General features: G+C 40.7%; 15 protein-coding genes. 9 read left to right on the forward strand and 6 right to left on the reverse strand.

The genetic code is table 11. The features are described 5' to 3' along the window. Positions 1-145 (reverse strand): helix-turn-helix domain-containing protein (locus HMPREF0013_RS0105270; protein WP_240490535.1); only part of this gene is annotated, 145 nt, incomplete at its 3' end. A gap of 401 nt (positions 146-546) precedes the next feature. Here HMPREF0013_RS0105270 and HMPREF0013_RS10440 point away from each other — a divergent pair. After that, positions 547-2118 (forward strand): carboxypeptidase regulatory-like domain protein, encoded by a 1572-nt coding sequence (locus tag HMPREF0013_RS10440; RefSeq protein ID WP_002120570.1) that lies wholly within the window; start codon positions 547-549, stop codon positions 2116-2118. A gap of 95 nt (positions 2119-2213) precedes the next feature. On the opposite strand, the gene HMPREF0013_RS10445 is transcribed toward HMPREF0013_RS10440, so the two are convergent. Further along, positions 2214-2672 carry a MarR family winged helix-turn-helix transcriptional regulator gene (locus HMPREF0013_RS10445; RefSeq protein ID WP_002120484.1) on the reverse strand — a complete coding sequence of 153 codons (459 nt, stop codon included), beginning with the start codon at positions 2670-2672 and terminating at the stop codon, positions 2214-2216. A gap of 69 nt (positions 2673-2741) precedes the next feature. Continuing rightward, positions 2742-3974 (reverse strand): 3-(3-hydroxy-phenyl)propionate transporter MhpT, encoded by a 1233-nt coding sequence (gene mhpT / locus HMPREF0013_RS10450; RefSeq protein ID WP_002120512.1) that lies wholly within the window; start codon positions 3972-3974, stop codon positions 2742-2744. A gap of 249 nt (positions 3975-4223) precedes the next feature. On the opposite strand from mhpT, the gene HMPREF0013_RS10455 reads away from it, so the two are divergent. The 8 genes from HMPREF0013_RS10455 (at position 4224) to HMPREF0013_RS10490 (ending at position 13874) form a co-directional block, all read left to right on the forward strand. Further along, the gene (locus HMPREF0013_RS10455) at positions 4224-5063 is read left to right on the forward strand and encodes a p-hydroxycinnamoyl CoA hydratase/lyase (RefSeq protein ID WP_170825830.1); all 840 of its coding nucleotides are present in this window, start codon (positions 4224-4226) and stop codon (positions 5061-5063) included. A gap of 37 nt (positions 5064-5100) precedes the next feature. Further along, on the forward strand, positions 5101-6552 hold the full coding sequence (locus tag HMPREF0013_RS10460) for an aldehyde dehydrogenase (RefSeq protein ID WP_002120481.1): 1452 nt from the start codon (positions 5101-5103) through the stop codon (positions 6550-6552). An 81-nt stretch (positions 6553-6633) separates the two neighbouring features. Then, positions 6634-8520 (forward strand): feruloyl-CoA synthase, encoded by a 1887-nt coding sequence (locus HMPREF0013_RS10465; RefSeq protein ID WP_170825831.1) that lies wholly within the window; start codon positions 6634-6636, stop codon positions 8518-8520. Between the two features lie 73 nt (positions 8521-8593). Further along, on the forward strand, positions 8594-9733 hold the full coding sequence (locus tag HMPREF0013_RS10470) for an acyl-CoA dehydrogenase family protein (RefSeq protein WP_002120514.1): 1140 nt from the start codon (positions 8594-8596) through the stop codon (positions 9731-9733). A gap of 81 nt (positions 9734-9814) precedes the next feature. Beyond that, complete coding sequence (locus tag HMPREF0013_RS10475) at positions 9815-11065, forward strand: OprD family porin (protein WP_005802839.1); 1251 nt, start codon at positions 9815-9817, stop codon at positions 11063-11065. 57 nt (positions 11066-11122) lie between these two features. Then, entirely contained in the window at positions 11123-11659 is a 537-nt protein-coding gene (locus HMPREF0013_RS10480; protein WP_002120536.1) for a DUF3237 domain-containing protein, read from the forward strand. A gap of 40 nt (positions 11660-11699) precedes the next feature. After that, complete coding sequence (locus HMPREF0013_RS10485; protein ID WP_002120534.1) at positions 11700-12089, forward strand: PaaI family thioesterase; 390 nt, start codon at positions 11700-11702, stop codon at positions 12087-12089. A 33-nt stretch (positions 12090-12122) separates the two neighbouring features. Beyond that, entirely contained in the window at positions 12123-13874 is a 1752-nt protein-coding gene (locus tag HMPREF0013_RS10490; RefSeq protein WP_002120498.1) for a tannase/feruloyl esterase family alpha/beta hydrolase, read from the forward strand. Positions 13875-13946: 72 nt separating this feature from the next. Here the strand turns inward: HMPREF0013_RS10490 and HMPREF0013_RS10495 are convergent, their stop codons facing one another. The 3 genes from HMPREF0013_RS10495 to kdgD form a co-directional block, all read right to left on the reverse strand. Then, positions 13947-14660 carry a FadR/GntR family transcriptional regulator gene (locus HMPREF0013_RS10495; RefSeq protein WP_002120549.1) on the reverse strand — a complete coding sequence of 238 codons (714 nt, stop codon included), beginning with the start codon at positions 14658-14660 and terminating at the stop codon, positions 13947-13949. A gap of 241 nt (positions 14661-14901) precedes the next feature. Next, positions 14902-16488, reverse strand: coding sequence for an aldehyde dehydrogenase (NADP(+)) (locus HMPREF0013_RS10500; protein WP_002120529.1), 1587 nt, complete (start codon positions 16486-16488; stop codon positions 14902-14904). Between the two features lie 30 nt (positions 16489-16518). Further along, complete coding sequence (gene kdgD, locus HMPREF0013_RS10505) at positions 16519-17430, reverse strand: 5-dehydro-4-deoxyglucarate dehydratase (RefSeq protein WP_002120561.1); 912 nt, start codon at positions 17428-17430, stop codon at positions 16519-16521. Between the last annotated feature and the right edge of the window lie 229 nt (positions 17431-17659).

A 17659-nucleotide genomic window follows, 5' to 3' on the forward strand; every position in this document is an offset into this window, starting at 1 on the left:
CAAAAGTGTTATCAGAAGCATATCGAGCTTGATAAACGTCATTGATGCTATTTCTTTTAAGCTCACGATAGATCGTACTAGGATGTCTTTTAATAAGTTCAGCAAATTTTCTGGCTGAAAAGCCTTCTTTTCTTGACTCAAGCATTAATGCAGTACGATCTTCAAAGTTAAGATGATGGTATGACAATTTTATATACTCCATAAACCCTTTAAATTAATTAGGTGGTTTATGTCGCACTTCAAGTTTTACTCTGCCTAGTCATAAATTCATTAAATAATATAAATAAAAATATTGATTATTAAGAATAATTTAAAGATTATTCTATAATAAATCTTCACAACAACCTCTTTAATAAAAAATAAATTTATAATATATTTTAAACTCATTTATTTTAGATGATAGGTATTTAATTACTTTTTATTAAATATTTACTTTCAAATCACTCATTAAAAAGGATGACTTCATTCTCGTTTTAAAATTAATAACACAGCTTTAAAACGATAATTTTAAAAATTATTTATACTTATCAGATTAGAGATTTATCAATGAGAAATTTATTATTTTTTAAAAAATTACCACTAATTATTGCATTAAGTATGGGCTTAATGGCTTGTAATGATAGCGATAATGATCCAAATGAAACTTCACCTGTTACGACTCCTTCCGCAAGTGTTGCCTTACAAGTGTTTGATAATACTACAGGTAGTCAAATTAATAATGCTCAAGTTAGCATAGTAAATAAAACAGTATCATTAAATACTGATATAGAAGGTAAAGCACAACTACAAAAAATTGCTGTTGGTCGATCTGTCATTAAAATTAGTAAAACTGGTTATGCAGATCAATTTGTTACTGTCGATTTAGTGGATAAGCAAGAACTCTCAGGTATTATTGTTCAACTCATACCTTTAAATTTAGGAGGGTCTGTTTCTGCCATCACTGGTGGAACGGTAAACTTAGCAAACAGTACAGCTCAAGTTATTATTGCTCCAAATAGTCTAAAACGTGTAGATGGACAGCCTATTCAAGGTAATGTAAATGTGAGTTTTGCCCTCATTAACACTGCACAAGAAGTGCGCAATATGCCAGGCGACCTAGCAACCCAAGTGAACAATACAAGAGCGCCGTTAGAAAGTTTTGGAGCCATGGTTGTTGATTTGAGAGATAGCACTGGTGCAAAAGTTGAACTGATAGCTAACCAATTGGCTAATATTCGTATTCCTTTAATGGCGAGAGGAATTGCCCCTGCTACCATTCCACTTTATTATTTTGACCCTACTCGTGGTTATTGGCTTCAGGATGGTAACCAAACACTCACCTTACAGATGGATAATAACGGAAATCGTTTCTACACAGGTAACTCAAGTACATTAAATGTTGTAAATGCAGATATTCCTTATCAGACAACAAATGTTGCTGGCTGCTTAGCAGATTCAAGTGGAAAACGAATTGCTAATGCTCAAATTTTGCTTGAGGGTAAAGACTACTCTGGCTACACCATTACCAATACCAACAATAATGGTGAGTTCTCAGCCGCAGCAAAACAAGACTCTATTGTATTAATTAATGGTCAAGCAAATAGTTTACGCAGTAATACCGTTGAACATACTGTATTAGCATCAAATAGCACTTTAAATGATTGCTTAGTTTTAACAGAGCCAAGCCAAAATATTACGGTTAGGTTGACTTGGGGCCAAAACCCCGATGATATTGACTCGCATATGCTAGCCCCGGATGGCAGTCATGTTTCATACAGTGCCCAAGGAGCATTACTGCAACATCCTTTTATAAATTTAGATGTTGATGATACGACCAGCTATGGCCCTGAAGTGATCACATTAAGTAAATTGATGGTAGGTGATTACCATTATTTTGTTCACAACTATTCAGGCACATCGAATCCCGGTATTTTTGGCTCACCAATAAAAGTTGAATTAAATACAATGAAAGGTACTCAAATTTTTACCCCTACTTCAAATACTGGAGAAAGCTTCTATTGGAGCGCATTTAAAATTAAAGTTGCTGAAAATTGTGATATTACAGTGACCCCAACAAAACAATGGCTAAATTCAGAACCAACAGTCTCTCCATCTGCAATAAAATATTGCTCTAAATAAATTTAGTATTATATACAGCGATTTAAATAATCTTTAGATCGCTGTTCCTTAAATTATTACTATAATTTACTAATTTTAGAAAATCTTAATCTAAATTATTTAAAATTCTTAAGATTATTGACCATAATATCGAGATTATTACGAATTAAATAAGCCAAGTTAATATCAATGCCTTCAAGCATTTTTTCTTCAACTTTTAAAACCACTTCATTACATTTATTTAGCTTATCAATACCACTGTCGGTCAGCGTAATTAGAATACGGCGGCCATGTGTTGGGTCTGGTTTTTTCTCAATCCAGCCATTGACCAGTAAATCTTGCAAAATTTTGTTGGCTGATTGCGGCTTAATGAAAGAGCGCTCAGCAAGCTTGGCATTGGATAAATTACTTTTTGAAGCTAAAACAGAAAGTGCAGTAAATTGCGGCAAGGTAATTTCAAGCTCTTTTAAATGTTCTGTTAAATGTTTACTAATAATTCGGTCAACACGAGCAATCATGTAACTTAACTTAGGCTCATCTTCTACTTTTTTTGGAACTAAATTCGAACGTACCATAACCTTTCAATCATCATAAGAAAATCTGTAGTGAAAGTACGAGGATCTACCCCATACTTTCGTTAAAACTTAGCGAGCACCTGAGCTTTGTACTAAATGTACAGGCTGTTTAGGTTTTTTGACAAGAAGTAATGCAGAGATCGCTGCAATTAAAATCACAGGAATACTTGAACCAATCACGATGGTCGAGCTTTGTCCAAGCGAGAGTAAAAAACCAGCCATTAAAGGCCCTGCAAAAGAACCAATACGCCCGATCGCAACCGCTGAACCTACACCTGTTCCACGCATTTCGGTTGGATAATACATGGCAGCCAGACCATACAGCGCTGATTGCCCTCCCACAATGAATAGGCCACAACCCACTGCCGAAAGTGCAAGTAAAGCCACTGTCGGAGAAATTGCTAAACAGCACAGTGAGAATAAAATGCCGAGATAAATCAGCTTAATCACAAAGCTCATGCGTAATTTATCAAGCAATACACCCATGAGGATTGAACCTAAAATTCCGCCAACGTTGTAGCCCATCTGTACATAGTTTGCCTGTAGTTTTGATAGGCCTTGCGCGCCCATCAGCAACGGCAGCCAGTTTAACAAGAAGTACAACACCACCAATGTGCAGAAAAAACTTATCCAAAGCTGAATGGTCGACATACGACGCTCTTTGGCAAATAAAACTTCAAAGAATGGCGTGGTTTGCTGTGCTTGAACTTTACGTTGCAGGTAGTCATTTGACTCTGGTAAAAAGCGCATAATCAGTGGGATTAGTAAAATAGGTGCAATCCCACCAATATAAAAAATATGACGCCACTCTGCATCGCCTGCCAACGACATCGCAACCACAGAAGTGAGTAATCCACCAAAAGGAATGCCGCTATACATAATGCTCACTGCGGTGCCTTTGTGCTGGTCAGGTACAGCTTCAGAGGCAAGTGTAATCATCATCGGAAGTGCCCCACCCATTCCTAAACCTGTACAAAAACGAATGAGTAATAGCAAACTGAAATTAGCAGCATAAGCCGTTAGCAAAGACATAATTCCAAAAAGTAAAATACTAAAAATCAGAATTTTCTTACGCCCGACAATATCAGCAAACCGACCACCTAATATCGCACCTGGTAACGTCCCTAAAATTGCAGCACTAAACGCCCACGCCATCTGGGCATTGTCTAACATAAACTCAGCCCGCATTCGTGGAGCGGCTACCCCCATTGATTGAAGATCAAACCCTTCAAAAATTGCTATGGCAAAGCACAGTAGCAACGTGATTTTTGCCCTTGAAGGCTGTCCTGATATTTTTTCCATTGTGTTGTCCTTTATTGTCTAGTCGTTCCATTTAGCCCTTTGTGTATTGTTGTTTAAACACACCAAAAATATCAGTTAAACTTACTAAAAAATCAACATATTTTTATATTAAATTAATATAGAAAATAATTAACACTTAAAATACAATGAATTAAAAAATATTTATGAAATTTTATAAAAAAGACTTGAATGTAAGTTTAACTGATATTAGATTAAATCCCAGAACAGCAAAAAAATCATTCAAGGAGTATGAAGATGAGTTATGAAAACCGCTGGGAAACAGTAGATGTTAAAGTTGAAGAAGGAATTGCATGGGTCACCCTAAACCGCCCTGAAAAGAAAAATGCCATGAGCCCAACACTCAATCGCGAAATGATTGATGTGCTCGAAACTCTTGAGCTTGATCAAGATGCGCGTGTTTTAGTTTTGACGGGTGCTGGTGACTCTTGGACAGCGGGTATGGATTTGAAGGAATATTTCCGTGAAGTCGACACTCAACCTGAAATTTTCCAAGAACGTATTCGCCGTGACTCTTGTCGCTGGCAGTGGCAACTTCTTCGTATGTATTCAAAACCAACCATTGCTATGGTCAACGGCTGGTGCTTTGGAGGCGGTTTCTCACCTTTAGTGGCTTGTGACCTAGCAATTGCAGCAGATGAAGCAACTTTCGGTTTATCTGAAATTAACTGGGGGATCCCACCGGGTAACCTTGTAAGCAAAGCAATGGCAGATACCGTAGGTCACCGTGCATCTTTGTACTACATCATGACGGGTAAAACCTTTAGTGGTAAAGAAGCTGAAACCATGGGCCTTGTGAATAAAAGCGTACCGCTTGCCCAATTAAAAGCAGAAGTGACTGAACTTGCAAATTGCCTACTTGAGAAAAATCCAGTAGTTCTTCGTACCGCAAAAAATGGCTTTAAGCGTTGCCGTGAACTGACATGGGACCAAAACGAAGACTACTTATATGCCAAACTTGATCAATGTATCCACCGCGATACAGAAAATGGCCGCCAAGAAGGTTTGAAACAATTCTTAGATGAAAAATCAATTAAACCGGGTTTACAGAGTTATAAACGTACTGGTTAACTTTTGATACTTTAATGGCAATGTAAGGACGCAACCCATGCAAAATGTACAGTTACTTATTCACGGTCGATCTGTTGATGCATCAAATCAGGCAACTTTTGAGCGTATTAGCCCAATTGATGGATCAGTAGCCAGTAAAGCTGCTGCTGCAACACTGGAAGATGTTGACCGTGCAATCGAATCGGCACAACAAGCTTTTAAAGTATGGTCGAAACTCTCGCCTACCGAACGTCGCTTACGTTTATTAAAAGCAGCCGATTTAATGGACCAAAAAACCGAGCAATTCATTCAAACTGGAATGCAAGAAACAGGTTCAACTGCAACATGGTATGGGTTTAACGTTCACCTTGCTGCCAACATGTTACGTGAAGCAGCAGCCATGACTACACAAATTGACGGAAGTCTGATTCCATCAGATGTGCCAGGCAATCTTGCGATGGGTGTACGAGTTCCTTGCGGTGTGATTGTAGGAATTGCACCTTGGAATGCACCTGTCATCTTGGCAACGCGTGCGCTTGCTATGCCTTTGGCTTGTGGTAACACGGTTGTGTTAAAAGCATCGGAAGCCTGCCCAGCAACACATCGTTTAATTGGTGAAGTGTTACATGAAGCGGGTCTGGGTGAAGGTGTCGTGAATGTGATTACGCATGCCGCCGAAGATGCACCACAAATCGTGGAGCGCTTAGTGTCTCATCCAGCTGTGAAACGCATTAATTTTACCGGTTCAACTAAGGTCGGCAAAATTATTGCTGAGACTGCTGCCAAATTTTTAAAACCTGTTTTACTTGAATTGGGTGGTAAGGCGCCTGTCGTGGTTTTAAATGAAGCTGACATTAATGAAGCCGTAAATGCAGTTGCTTTTGGAGCATTCTTTAATCAGGGGCAAATTTGTATGTCGACCGAACGTGTTTTGGTTCAAGACAATATTGCCGATCAATTTATTGAAAAGTTGATTGAGAAAACCCGTTCTATTCGGGCAGGTAATCCAACCTCAAAAGACAATGTACTCGGTGTTTTAGAAAGTCGACGTGCTGCAAACCGTATTCAGCATTTGCTGGAAGATGCTCAAAACAAAGGTGCTGACTTACCTTTAGGCATTCATATTGAAGACACCACCATGCAACCGACGCTAGTACTCAATATTAAACCTGACATGCTGCTTTACCGCGAAGAATCATTTGGACCTGTATGCACAGTTCAACGCTTTTCAAGCATTGAAGAAGGCGTAGCACTGGCAAATGACAGCGAGTTCGGTCTTTCTTCGGCAGTGTTTAGCCAAAATATTTCGCAGGCATTAGAAGTCGCTCAACAGATTGATTCGGGTATTTGTCATATTAACGGCGCAACCGTACATGACGAAGCGCAAATGCCATTTGGCGGAACAAAATCGAGTGGTTACGGTCGTTTTGGTAGTAAAGTCTCTGTTGCCGAATTTACCGAACTACGCTGGATTACCATTCAAACCCAATCACGTCATTACCCGATTTAGTCAGGCTAATGCGGACAATAACATATTAAATAAAAATTGCATGATGCAAAAAATAAAGCGCAGTGATGCGCTTTCCATGGAGTGAAAGAAATGCAAATGAATGCCACTCAATCACAAGACCGCGAACGGTTCGTAAAATTAGGGCAACATGATATTCATTATCACCACAAAGATGACACGCTCTATATCAGCCCAAAAGAGCAATTAAAACCGTATCCACAAAAACTGACAGATCGGTTAATTCATTTTGCACAAACCAAACCAGACCATATTTTTGCAGCAAAACGCAATGCTCAAGGCGAATGGGTCAAACTGAGTTATGCAGAAGTTTTACAACGTGCATGGCACATTGCTCAAGCCTTACATAACCGTAATTTAAGCCAAGAACGACCACTCGTTATTTTAAGTGGCAATGATCTCGAACATTTAACACTCTCTATGGGTGCTATGCTGGCAGGTGTGCCTTTTTCGGCTATTTCACCTGCCTACTCTCTGATTTCTCAAGACTTTGGCAAACTCAAACATGTGTTTGAAGTGCTCACACCTGGTATGGTCTATGCCAGCGATGGACAAGCCTTTGCCAAAGCCATTCAAGCATGTATTACACCTGACATTGAAGTGGTGACCAATAAAGGAATAGTGGGCGATCAAATTTGCACATCTTTTCAGTCGCTATTAGATACACCAGTTTCAAATGTTCAAGAGTTTTACCAAACCCTTGATGAAAACCAGATTGCCAAATTCTTATTTACGTCAGGTTCAACCAAATTGCCTAAAGCTGTGCCGACCACGCATTTAATGTTGTGTGTTAATCAGCAAATGTTATTACAAACTTTCCCTGAGTTTGAAGAAACACCGCCTGTCCTACTCGACTGGCTATCTTGGCACCACACATTTGGCGGCAGTCATAATGTCGGCATCGCACTCTATAACGGCGGTACGATTTACATTGATGATGGCAAACCCGTTGCAGGAAAATTTGACGAAACCATTCGTAACCTCAAAGAAATTTCTCCAACTGTTTATTTAAATGTGCCAAAAGGTTGGGAAGAACTCACCGAAGCGTTAGAAAAAGATGAAGAATTAAGAGATCGCTTTTTTGCCAAAGTTAAAATTCTATTCTTTGCAGGTGCTGCACTTTCAGAAGCGGGCTGGAACAGACTCGATAAAATTGCCCAGCAACATTGCGGAGAAAAAATCCGCATTATGAGCGGATTGGGCATGACCGAAACTGCTCCCTCTTGTGCTTTTACAACTGGCCCACGCGTAATGGCTGGTTTTATTGGTTACCCTGCTCCGGGATGCGAAATTAAGCTAGTGCCATGTGGTGACAAACTTGAGTTTTGCGTTCGTGGCAAACATGTCATGAAAGGCTATTGGCGTTTAAAGGCAGACCAGCAAAGCACTGTGTTTGATGATGAAGGCTTTTTCCATACGGGCGATGCTGTTCGTTTAGTCGATGTCAATGATCCAACTAAAGGCCTAATGTACGACGGACGAATTGCCGAAGACTTTAAACTCAATACGGGTACTTTTGTGAATGTGGGCACATTACGCAACAAAGTGCTGATTCAAGGTAATTTACTGATTCAAGATGTCTGCATTACAGGTTCAAACCTAAATGCGGTTGGCTTTTTGATTTTTCCAAAACTAGATGCTTGTGCTCAATATGCAGGTCTTAAGCTGGGTGAACATTCTGCAGCAGAGATATTACAGCATCCTAAAGTCCAACAATGGTTCCGCCAATTTTTAACGACCTTTAATAAAGATGCGACTGGCAGTTCAAATACAGTCTCCATGCTTTATTTAATGACCGAGCCACCTCAACTCGATGCCGGCGAAGTGACCGATAAAGGCAACCTCAATCAAAGCAGTATTACGAAACGTCGTGCCGCTTTAATTGATGAGCTTTATCAAAAGCAGACTGATAACCCGCTGATTATTCGGGTGCCCACCTTAAAACAATAAGCAATTGAAATAAAAAAGGAAGCTCAAACTTCGGTTTGGGCCTTAGCCTCACTTTTGCCAAAAAAGGTTCAACATGCCACATGATACAGAATTTGAACTATTTCGGGATAGCTATCGCAGGTTCTTAAAAGAACAGGTTGCTCCCTACTACGAACAATGGGAACACGATGGTCTTATCCCACGTGATCTATGGCTTCGTCTTGGGGAAAATGGTTTTTTGTGTGTTGATGTGCCTGAGGAATATGGCGGTTATGGCGCTCCAGTTCATTACTCGCTCATGCTGGTTCAAGAAACTGCTCAAGCGGGCTTTGCATCTTTGGCAGTTGCCATTGGTGGGCAAAGTGAGCTGGTTTCTCCTTATCTACAAAATATCGGTTCCGAAGAGCAAAAACATTATTGGCTACCGAAAATGGTGACAGGTGAAGTCGTCACTGCAATTGCTATGACAGAGGCCAATGCTGGTTCAGACTTACAGGCTATACGCACTCAAGCCATTTTAGAAAATGACCACTACCGCGTGAATGGTTCAAAAACGTTTATTTCAAATGGTTTGCATGCCGACCTGATTGTTCTGGTTGCAAAAACTGACCCTCAAGCTAAAGCAAAAGGCATTTCAATATTATTAGTTGATGCTGCTTTAGACGGCGTTAAAAAAGGTCGCTCTTTACAAAAAATCGGGCTGCATGCCCAAGATACAGCCGAACTATTTTTTGATGATGTTTGTGTGCCTGCAACTCAGCGTTTGGGTGAAGAAGGACAAGGCTTTGCTTATTTAATGCAAGAGTTACCTCGTGAACGTTTGAGTATTTCCATGATGGCTTTGGGGTCAATTTTAGGCGCCATCGAAATCACCAAAGACTATGTACTAGAACGTAAAGCTTTCGGACAACCTTTAAGCCAAATGCAAAACACGCGCTTTGTACTCGCAAACGCTCAAATCAAAGCCAAAGCCGCTCAAGCTTTTGTAGACCAATGTGCAGCGCTGTATCAACAACACCAGTTAAGCGTCACTCAAGTTGCCGCACTGAAGTGCTTTATTACCGATGTCCAATGTGAAGTGATTGATCAATTACTTCAGCTTTTTGGTGGCTACGGTTACATGCAGGAATACCCGATTTCACGCTTTTTTGTCGATGCGCGGGTACAAAAAATTTATGGGGGAACCAATGAAATTATGAAAGAAATCGTGGCCCGAGAACTGCTCGGAAAATAATTCGATTTAAAACCAAACAAGGCAGACACAACAACTATGCCTTGTTTAAAACAAAAAAATGTTATTTCAGGAAGAAATGCTATGTCGAAATTATGGATGTACTCTACCCTTATGCTCTCTGGTTCAGTGTGGGCTGGCAATTTTATTGACAACAGCTCAGTAGAACTCACCACGCGAAATTTCTATTTTGACCGCGACTATCAAGAGCAATCTGCTTACCCTGCTGCTAAGGACTGGACACAAGGGTTTATTCTTAAAGCCAATTCAGGTTATACCGAAGGGACTGTCGGTTTTGGGCTGGATGTACTTGCGACGGCGGGTTTTAAACTCGATGCCGACGCAGAGCATGGCGGTACAGGAAACTTACCTAGAGACACGCGTACCAATGAACCTGCTGACTCTTATGGCGAAATTGGGGTCACAGCAAAAGCCAAAATGAGTCAGACTGAACTACGCATTGGTACGCTAATGCCGATGAACCCAGTTTTAGTGGCTTCACCTGCTCGTTTACTTCCTCAAACCTATCGAGGAATTTCACTCACCAGTAAAGATATTAAAGACTTCGACTTACAAGCGGCCTACCTCGATAAAGTGAATCATCGTGATTCGACCAACTATGAGAAAATTAAAATTTCAGGCGTAAATGGACGCTTTAAAAGTGCTGAAACGGATGGACTCTATTATTTAGGTGGAAACTATCAGTTTAATCCTGCACTCAAACTCACCGCTTTCTACATGGATGTTGATGATCTTTATAACCAAACCATGGTCGGTGCTTTACATCAACACAAAATTAATGACACCACTAACTTTAGCTCACAATTACGTTACTACCGCAGCCGAGATGACGGGCAAGCAAAAGCAGGCTTAGTCGATAATGACCTCTATCATGCGCATTTCGAACTCAAACATCAAAACCATAAATTTATTTTTGGAACTTTCCAGCATCACGGCGACACCGCCTTTCCGTATTTGACTGGAGGTGAAACTGGGCTTCTCATTGACACATGGCCGGGTGAGTTTTTAAACCCAAGAGAAAAAGCCTATAGCTTCCGCTATGAATATGACTTTAAAGATTATGTGCCGGGTTTACGTTTCATGACTCGTTACACCACAGGCCACAATATTTATGCACCTAACTTAGGTGGCACCAATTTAAAAGAACGCGAAACCGACTTTGATTTAGGCTACACCGTTCAAAGTGGCTGGTTAAAAAATCTAGGGCTACGTGCGCGCTACGCCATTTATGACAACAACATGCTCTCTACAGCCAACATCAAACCTGTAAATGAAACCCGTATCAACATTGACTACACATGGAAATTTAAATAATTCAAAACGAGAGGTTCTGTCACACATAGAACCTCTTTTTATTTCGGGAAATTCATCATGAAGAAAGTTGTAACGCTACTCTGCGGAATTTGTCTCATTAGCCTGACTCATGCCGAAACACAATATAGCCCGCCACCTATTCAGCTTGAACCTTTAGCAAAATTCAGTGTTGATTTAAATGCGCCTGTTTGGGAATTAGGCACAACCAGTGACGCAGGTAAACGCCGAATTATTCCCATTACAGGTGGGACATTTGAAGGGAAATCACTTAAGGGCCGCATTTTAAATAATGGCGCAGATTGGCAAATTGTCGACAGTAAAGGGCTAGCCATTATTGATACGCGATATCTATTAGAAACCAATGATGGTGCGCTTATTTACCTTCAAACCAAAGGTTACCGACATGGCTCGGCAGAAACACTAAAACAGCTTGCCCAAGGCAAAGATGTCGACCCGAAAAATTACTATTTCAAAATTACCATGCAGTTTGAAACCAGCTCACCTAAATATTCATGGCTTAACCAGACCGTTGCGGTAGGTAGTGCAATGCGTTTGGGTAAAGCTGTTATTTATGATGCCTACACCTTGAAATAATAATTTTTATAACACCTACAAAAAGGATGGAGCCCTCATTATGGATCAAAAAACTTTAGAACACTTACCGCCCATCCATCACCATTTGGGCGGACATAATATTCATTGGAATGATCAAAACACTGAACTTAATATCCACTACACAGCCCTAGAAAGCTTTACCAATCCACGCGGCACCGTTGAAGGCGGCATGATCTGCGCCATGCTTGACGACGTGATGGGACTTTTTGCATATCTCGCCAATAACCATAAACCCGCTACCACCATCAACTTAACAATGGATTTTTTAAAGCCCTGTGCTGTAGGTGAAGTCATTACAAAATGCCGATTCATTAAACAAGGTAAAACTGTACTAAATCTCGAAAGTGAAGCTTGGCAAAACAACAAAATGATTGCACGGAGCACAGCTAATTTTCTGGTTTTAGATTAATTACAACCATGCATTCAATAAGGATATGAATAAATGAATTACACCAAAAATAAACGAATTTTAACCCACTCCGCTTTAGTGCTTGCCATGCTTGGTTCTTTGGCAGGCTGTGGAAGTGATAATGATGACACAACGATTCCCTCAACAACCAAACCACCGCAGTTGTCTCCTGCTGTGGGCGTAAAAATGACAGGAAGCTGTACGGACTTATTCGGATTTCAATACAACAATACAGTCATTAGCTCAGCTACCCTTCAAGAAGCAGGCACCTTGACTGTCGCCAACAAACCGATTGGCGCTCATTGTTTGATCAAAGGTTATATGGACCAACGTGTAAGCCCGATCGATGGACAAACTTATCAAATTGGTTTTGAAATGCGCTTACCAATAGACTGGAATGGTCGTTTCCTCTATCAAGGCAATGGCGGAACCGATGGTAATTTAGTCCCTGCAACAGGTCAGGTCGGCAGTGGTGGCCCGCTGACCAATGCCCTGCATGATGGTTTTGCGGTCATTTCTTCCGATGCTGGACATAATGCCTCACAAAATCCAATGTTCGGTTTAGACCCTCAAGCCAGAATTAACTACGGCTACGGTGCGATTACCAAACTCACGCCTATGGCAAAAAACCTAATTAAAGCCGCATATGGTAAATTGCCAGACCGCTCCTATGCAGGCGGCACATCGAACGGCGGACGTCATGCCATGATTGCCGCAACCCGTTTGGGCGATCAATATGATGGAATTTTGGCAAGCACACCGGGTTTTCACTTACCTCGTGCAGCCGCGGCTCAACTCTACACAGCACAACAGCTTCGTCGTGTCGCAACAGATGAAAATGACCTAAGTACTGCTCTAACTCTTCCAGAGCGCAAAGTATTAGCAAAAGCTATTTTAGATCGATGCGATGCCTTAGACGGTGTTGCAGATGGGCTGGTTCAAGATGTCGAAGCTTGCCGTACAGCTTTTGATATTCATAAGCATGTACCCGTTTGCTCAAGCACAAGAGATGGGACTTGTTTAAGCACCGAACAAATTGATGTATTAGCCAACATTTACCGTGGTCCTGTAAACTCTGCTGGACAAGCCCTCTATGCAACCCAACCTTTCGACCCCGGTTTAGTCGGTAGTAACTGGGCAAGCTGGAAATTTGAATCTTCTGTGGGAACAGCACGTGACCCCGTTGCAGTTGGAATTCTTTTTCAGGTTCCACCAGACCCAACTGTGACTCAAAATTCTAGACAATTTGCCTTTAATTTTAACTTCGATACCGACTATCCAAAACTCTCGGCAACCAATGATGTTTATACTGAAAGTTCGATGTCTTTCATGATGCCACCTGATGAACTTAATCTAGATAAACTCCGTAATCACGGTGGAAAAATGATTGTGGTACAAGGCACAGCAGATGGCGTTTTCTCTGTAGATGACACCCAAAATTGGTACGATCAACTGCTACAACACTATAAAAATGATGCGAAAGGTACAGCGCCTGAATTTGCGCGTTTCTTTAGAGTTCCGGGTATGAACCATACCCGTGATGGTATTGCGACCGACCAGTTTGATGCATTGACTGCTTTAGTTAACTGGGTGGAATATGGACAAGCACCTGACAAAATCATTGCAACCGCACGCGGCGCAGGTAACCCAAGTGGTCAAATCAATACTGAGCTTCCACAAGACTGGGCGCCAGACCGCACCCGTCCACTTTGCCCTTACCCACTGATCGCCCGTTACAATGGTCAAGGTGATAGCGAAAAAGCTGAAAACTTTAGCTGTAAATAACATCCAATAAGATAAAAAGAGAGCTTACTTAAGCTCTCTTTTTATCTTACTCTGCCCAATCTTAGCTCAAGCTCACTGCTTAAACTTTTTAATACTTTTAGACAAATGAGCTCGCATCATTTGTCGGGCCAATAAACCATCCTGATCGACAATTGCGTTATAAATATTGACATGATCATGGTGAACCGCTTTTAAATATTCTTCGCGGTTTTCAGGACTTTGCTCAATAGATTTTAAACGTGCACGTGGAATAATTTTTTCGCCAAGATACTTTAGAAAATCAACGAAATATTGGTTTTCAGAAGCTTCAGCAATGGCAATATGGAAATCATAGTCAGCTTTTACCGTACCATCATTGGCATCTGATGAAATATGACGCTCAAAGTCTTGAAGCGCAGCTTTCATTTTATCAATATGGATTTGCTTACGGCGCTCAGATGCTAAAAAGACAGCTTCCGACTCAAGACTAATCCTAAGCTCAAGTAAAGAAACAATATCGTTAATGGTTTCTAAACTGGCATTAGACAGCAAAAAATTTTGCTCAACTGTCTGTTCTTTTACAAAAGTACCAATCCCGTGATGAGTCTCGACAAACCCTAATGAACGCAACTCAGTAATTGCTTCGCGAATAACAGAACGGCTTACTTCAAAAGTTTCAATTAATTCAAGTTCGGTCGGAATTTTCTCTCCGACTTGGAAGTCTCCAGACTGAATTTTTTCGATCAGTTGTTCTACAATAATCTGGCTTAGTTTTTTTGTTGATCTAGGTTTAATTGCACTAGACATAATTTGAAGAACTCATGAAATGTTGAAAAAATTAGAAAATTCATTTTACTATAAACTTAGACGATAGTCATATTCGGTTTTTATACCTCTAAGTTATTAAAATCAAAATATTTTATCTCTCTTATCAAACCCTCACACATATTTAAAAAGTAAGCAACTTATGCTTCTGATGATATTTAATAATACGTTGAATAAGTTAAAAAATATGCAGCCCAATAGCTTTAATTGAGCTGCACAACTTTTAAATTTGAGCCTGAGTTAACTGTCCATTGACCAGACGAGTAATCTGTAGTGGATTACTATCTTTTAATACATCGGGTAATAAAACTTGTGGCGTATTTTGGAAACATACCGGACGCAAGAAGCGCTCAATTGCTCCCGTACCTACCGAAGTTCCGCGTGCATCACTTGTTGCAGGGAAAGGCCCCCCATGCACCATCGCATCAGACACTTCAACCCCTGTTGGGAAACCATTAAACAATACACGGCCAGCTTTACGGGTTAACAAATCAAGAAGCTCGCCTGCCTTAGACAACTCGTTTTCATCACCAATAATGGTTGCTGTAAGCTGTCCACCTAAAGCTTCAATCCCCTTCAACAGAGTGGCTTCATCTTCGACTGCAATCACAATCGACATTGGCCCGAAAACTTCATGTTGAAGCTTCGGATTGCCTGACAATAAAACAGATTGGTCCGCTTTAAACAGATGTGCTTTTGCTTGAGAAACTAGCTCGGCCTCTTGTCCTGTCGCAATAACTTCAAAACCAGCTTCATTTATTAATGCATCAATACCAGTTCGATAGCTTTTTAAAGTACCTTCATTCAACATAACCTGAGGCACAGCTTTTTGCGTGCTTTCAACTAAAGCCGTAATAAAGCGATCAAACTCGGGGCCTTTTACACCTAAAATTAGACCTGGCTTTGTACAGAACTGACCACATCCCATATTGAATGAGGCAACCGTATCCTGAGCAATTTGTTCACCACGTGAATGAAGTGCTTCAGGTAAAACCACCACAGGGTTCACACTCGACATTTCAGCAAAGAAAGGAATTGGCTGAGGACGGCTCTGCGCAAGGTTATAAAGTGCCATTCCGCCTTCAAGAGAACCCGTAAAACCAGCTGCCTGAATCAGTGGATGTTCTACCAAGTTTGCGCCAATACGGCCACCAAAAATCATATTGAATGTGCCTTTAGGCATATCGCAAACTTCAATTGCTTTTTCAATGGCTTCTGCAACAAGCTCAGCAGTTGCCATATGGCCAGAGTGTGCTTTAAAGACAACCGGACACCCTGCTGCTAAAGCAGCTACGGTATCACCGCCTGCAGTTGAAAATGCAAGTGGGAAATTACTCGCGCCAAACACGGCAACTGGCCCTACCCCAACTTTATACTGACGTAGATCGACACGCGGTAAAGGCTTACGTTCTGGCAATGCCACATCAATACGGGCACCATAAAAATCGCCGCGGCGTAAAAGTTCAGCAAATAGTCTTAGCTGGCCAGTAACCCGCCCTGTCTCCCCTTGAAGACGAGCAAGTGGCAAACCTGTTTCAAGTGAAGCAACCTCTTGCAAGTTCGCACCCAATGCTTCAATTTGGCGAGCAATTTCTTCAAGAAAAGATGCACGTTGTTCTTGAGTCGTTTGGCTATAAACTAAAAAAGCGTTATGCGCAGCTTGAGCAGCCTGATCTACTTCTTCAAGTGTTGCCTGACTAAATACATAACCTGTTGGCTGATAGTCTTTTGCAGCTATACTTTCTAAAGCTGGTGCATTTGCAGCAACGCGTTCGCCATTAATAAACTGCCGACCGTTATTTTTACTCATTTTAAAGCTCCAATACCTAAACAGTTAGAATTATTGCGGACCAAGTGTCACAATGAGAGCAGCCAAATCTTCATAGTCTGCTTGAGTTAAATCACTTAATGGTGGACGCACAGGACCTGCGTCGTGCCCAACAATTTTGGCACCTGCTTTAATCATGCTTACAGCATAACCAGATTTACGGTCGCGAATTTTTATCAATGGCAAGAAGAAATCTTTAATTAAACGATTAGTTGTTTCAAAGTCATTACTGCGAAGCGCGTTATAAAACTCCATTGCAGTCTTTGGAATAAAGTTAAATACAGCTGATGAATAAACTGGACAACCTAAGGCTTTATATGGCGCTGCAAAAACTTCTGCTGTTGGTAAACCACCTAAATATGACAAACGATCACCCATAGTCTGAGTCACTGCTGTCATCATATCGATTTGACCAGAGCTGTCTTTAAATCCGATTAAGTTCGGGCACATCTCGGCTAATTTTTGGATTGAATCGAGATTTAATCTTGAAACGCTACGATTATAAAAAATTACGCCAAAATCTACTGAGTTACATACTTGTTTGACATGTTCGATCAAACCTTCCTGGCTTGCTTCAGTTAAGTAATGCGGCATTAACAAAATACCGTGTGCACCTAAGCGCTCTGCTTCTTTTGCCTGTTCAATCGCCTGACGTGTCGGACCACCTGCCCCAGCAATAATCGGTACACTACCTTTACAAGTATCGACAGCTGTTTTAATCACGTCAGAGTATTCACTTCCAGTTAACGAGAAAAACTCGCCTGTACCACCCGCAGCAAATAATGCATTTGCACCATAAGGCGCTAACCATTCAAGACGTTTTGCATAAGAAGATTTGTTAAAGTCCCCATTTTGGTCAAAGTCAGTAACCGGAAAAGAAAGAAGGCCATCAGAAACAATGTTTTTTAACTCAAGAGCATCCATTAGAAAATATCCATACATGTTTATGTTGTCAGACATCTTACATCATAAATTTTATTTTAATCAATATATTTTTCCTCTGAAAAATTAAATTTTTTAAAAAGATCAAAGTTCATTATCTAAAATAATTTAACCTATTGTTTTATAAAACATCTTTAAAAACTCTCAATATTAGGACTAATCGTTAGACATAAAAAAAGCTGCCCATATGGACAGCAAAGCATTAAGAAAA

It is taken from the genome of Acinetobacter sp. SH024 (genome assembly GCF_000163635.1).
In the GTDB taxonomy this organism is placed as follows: Bacteria; Pseudomonadota; Gammaproteobacteria; order Pseudomonadales; family Moraxellaceae; genus Acinetobacter; species Acinetobacter pittii.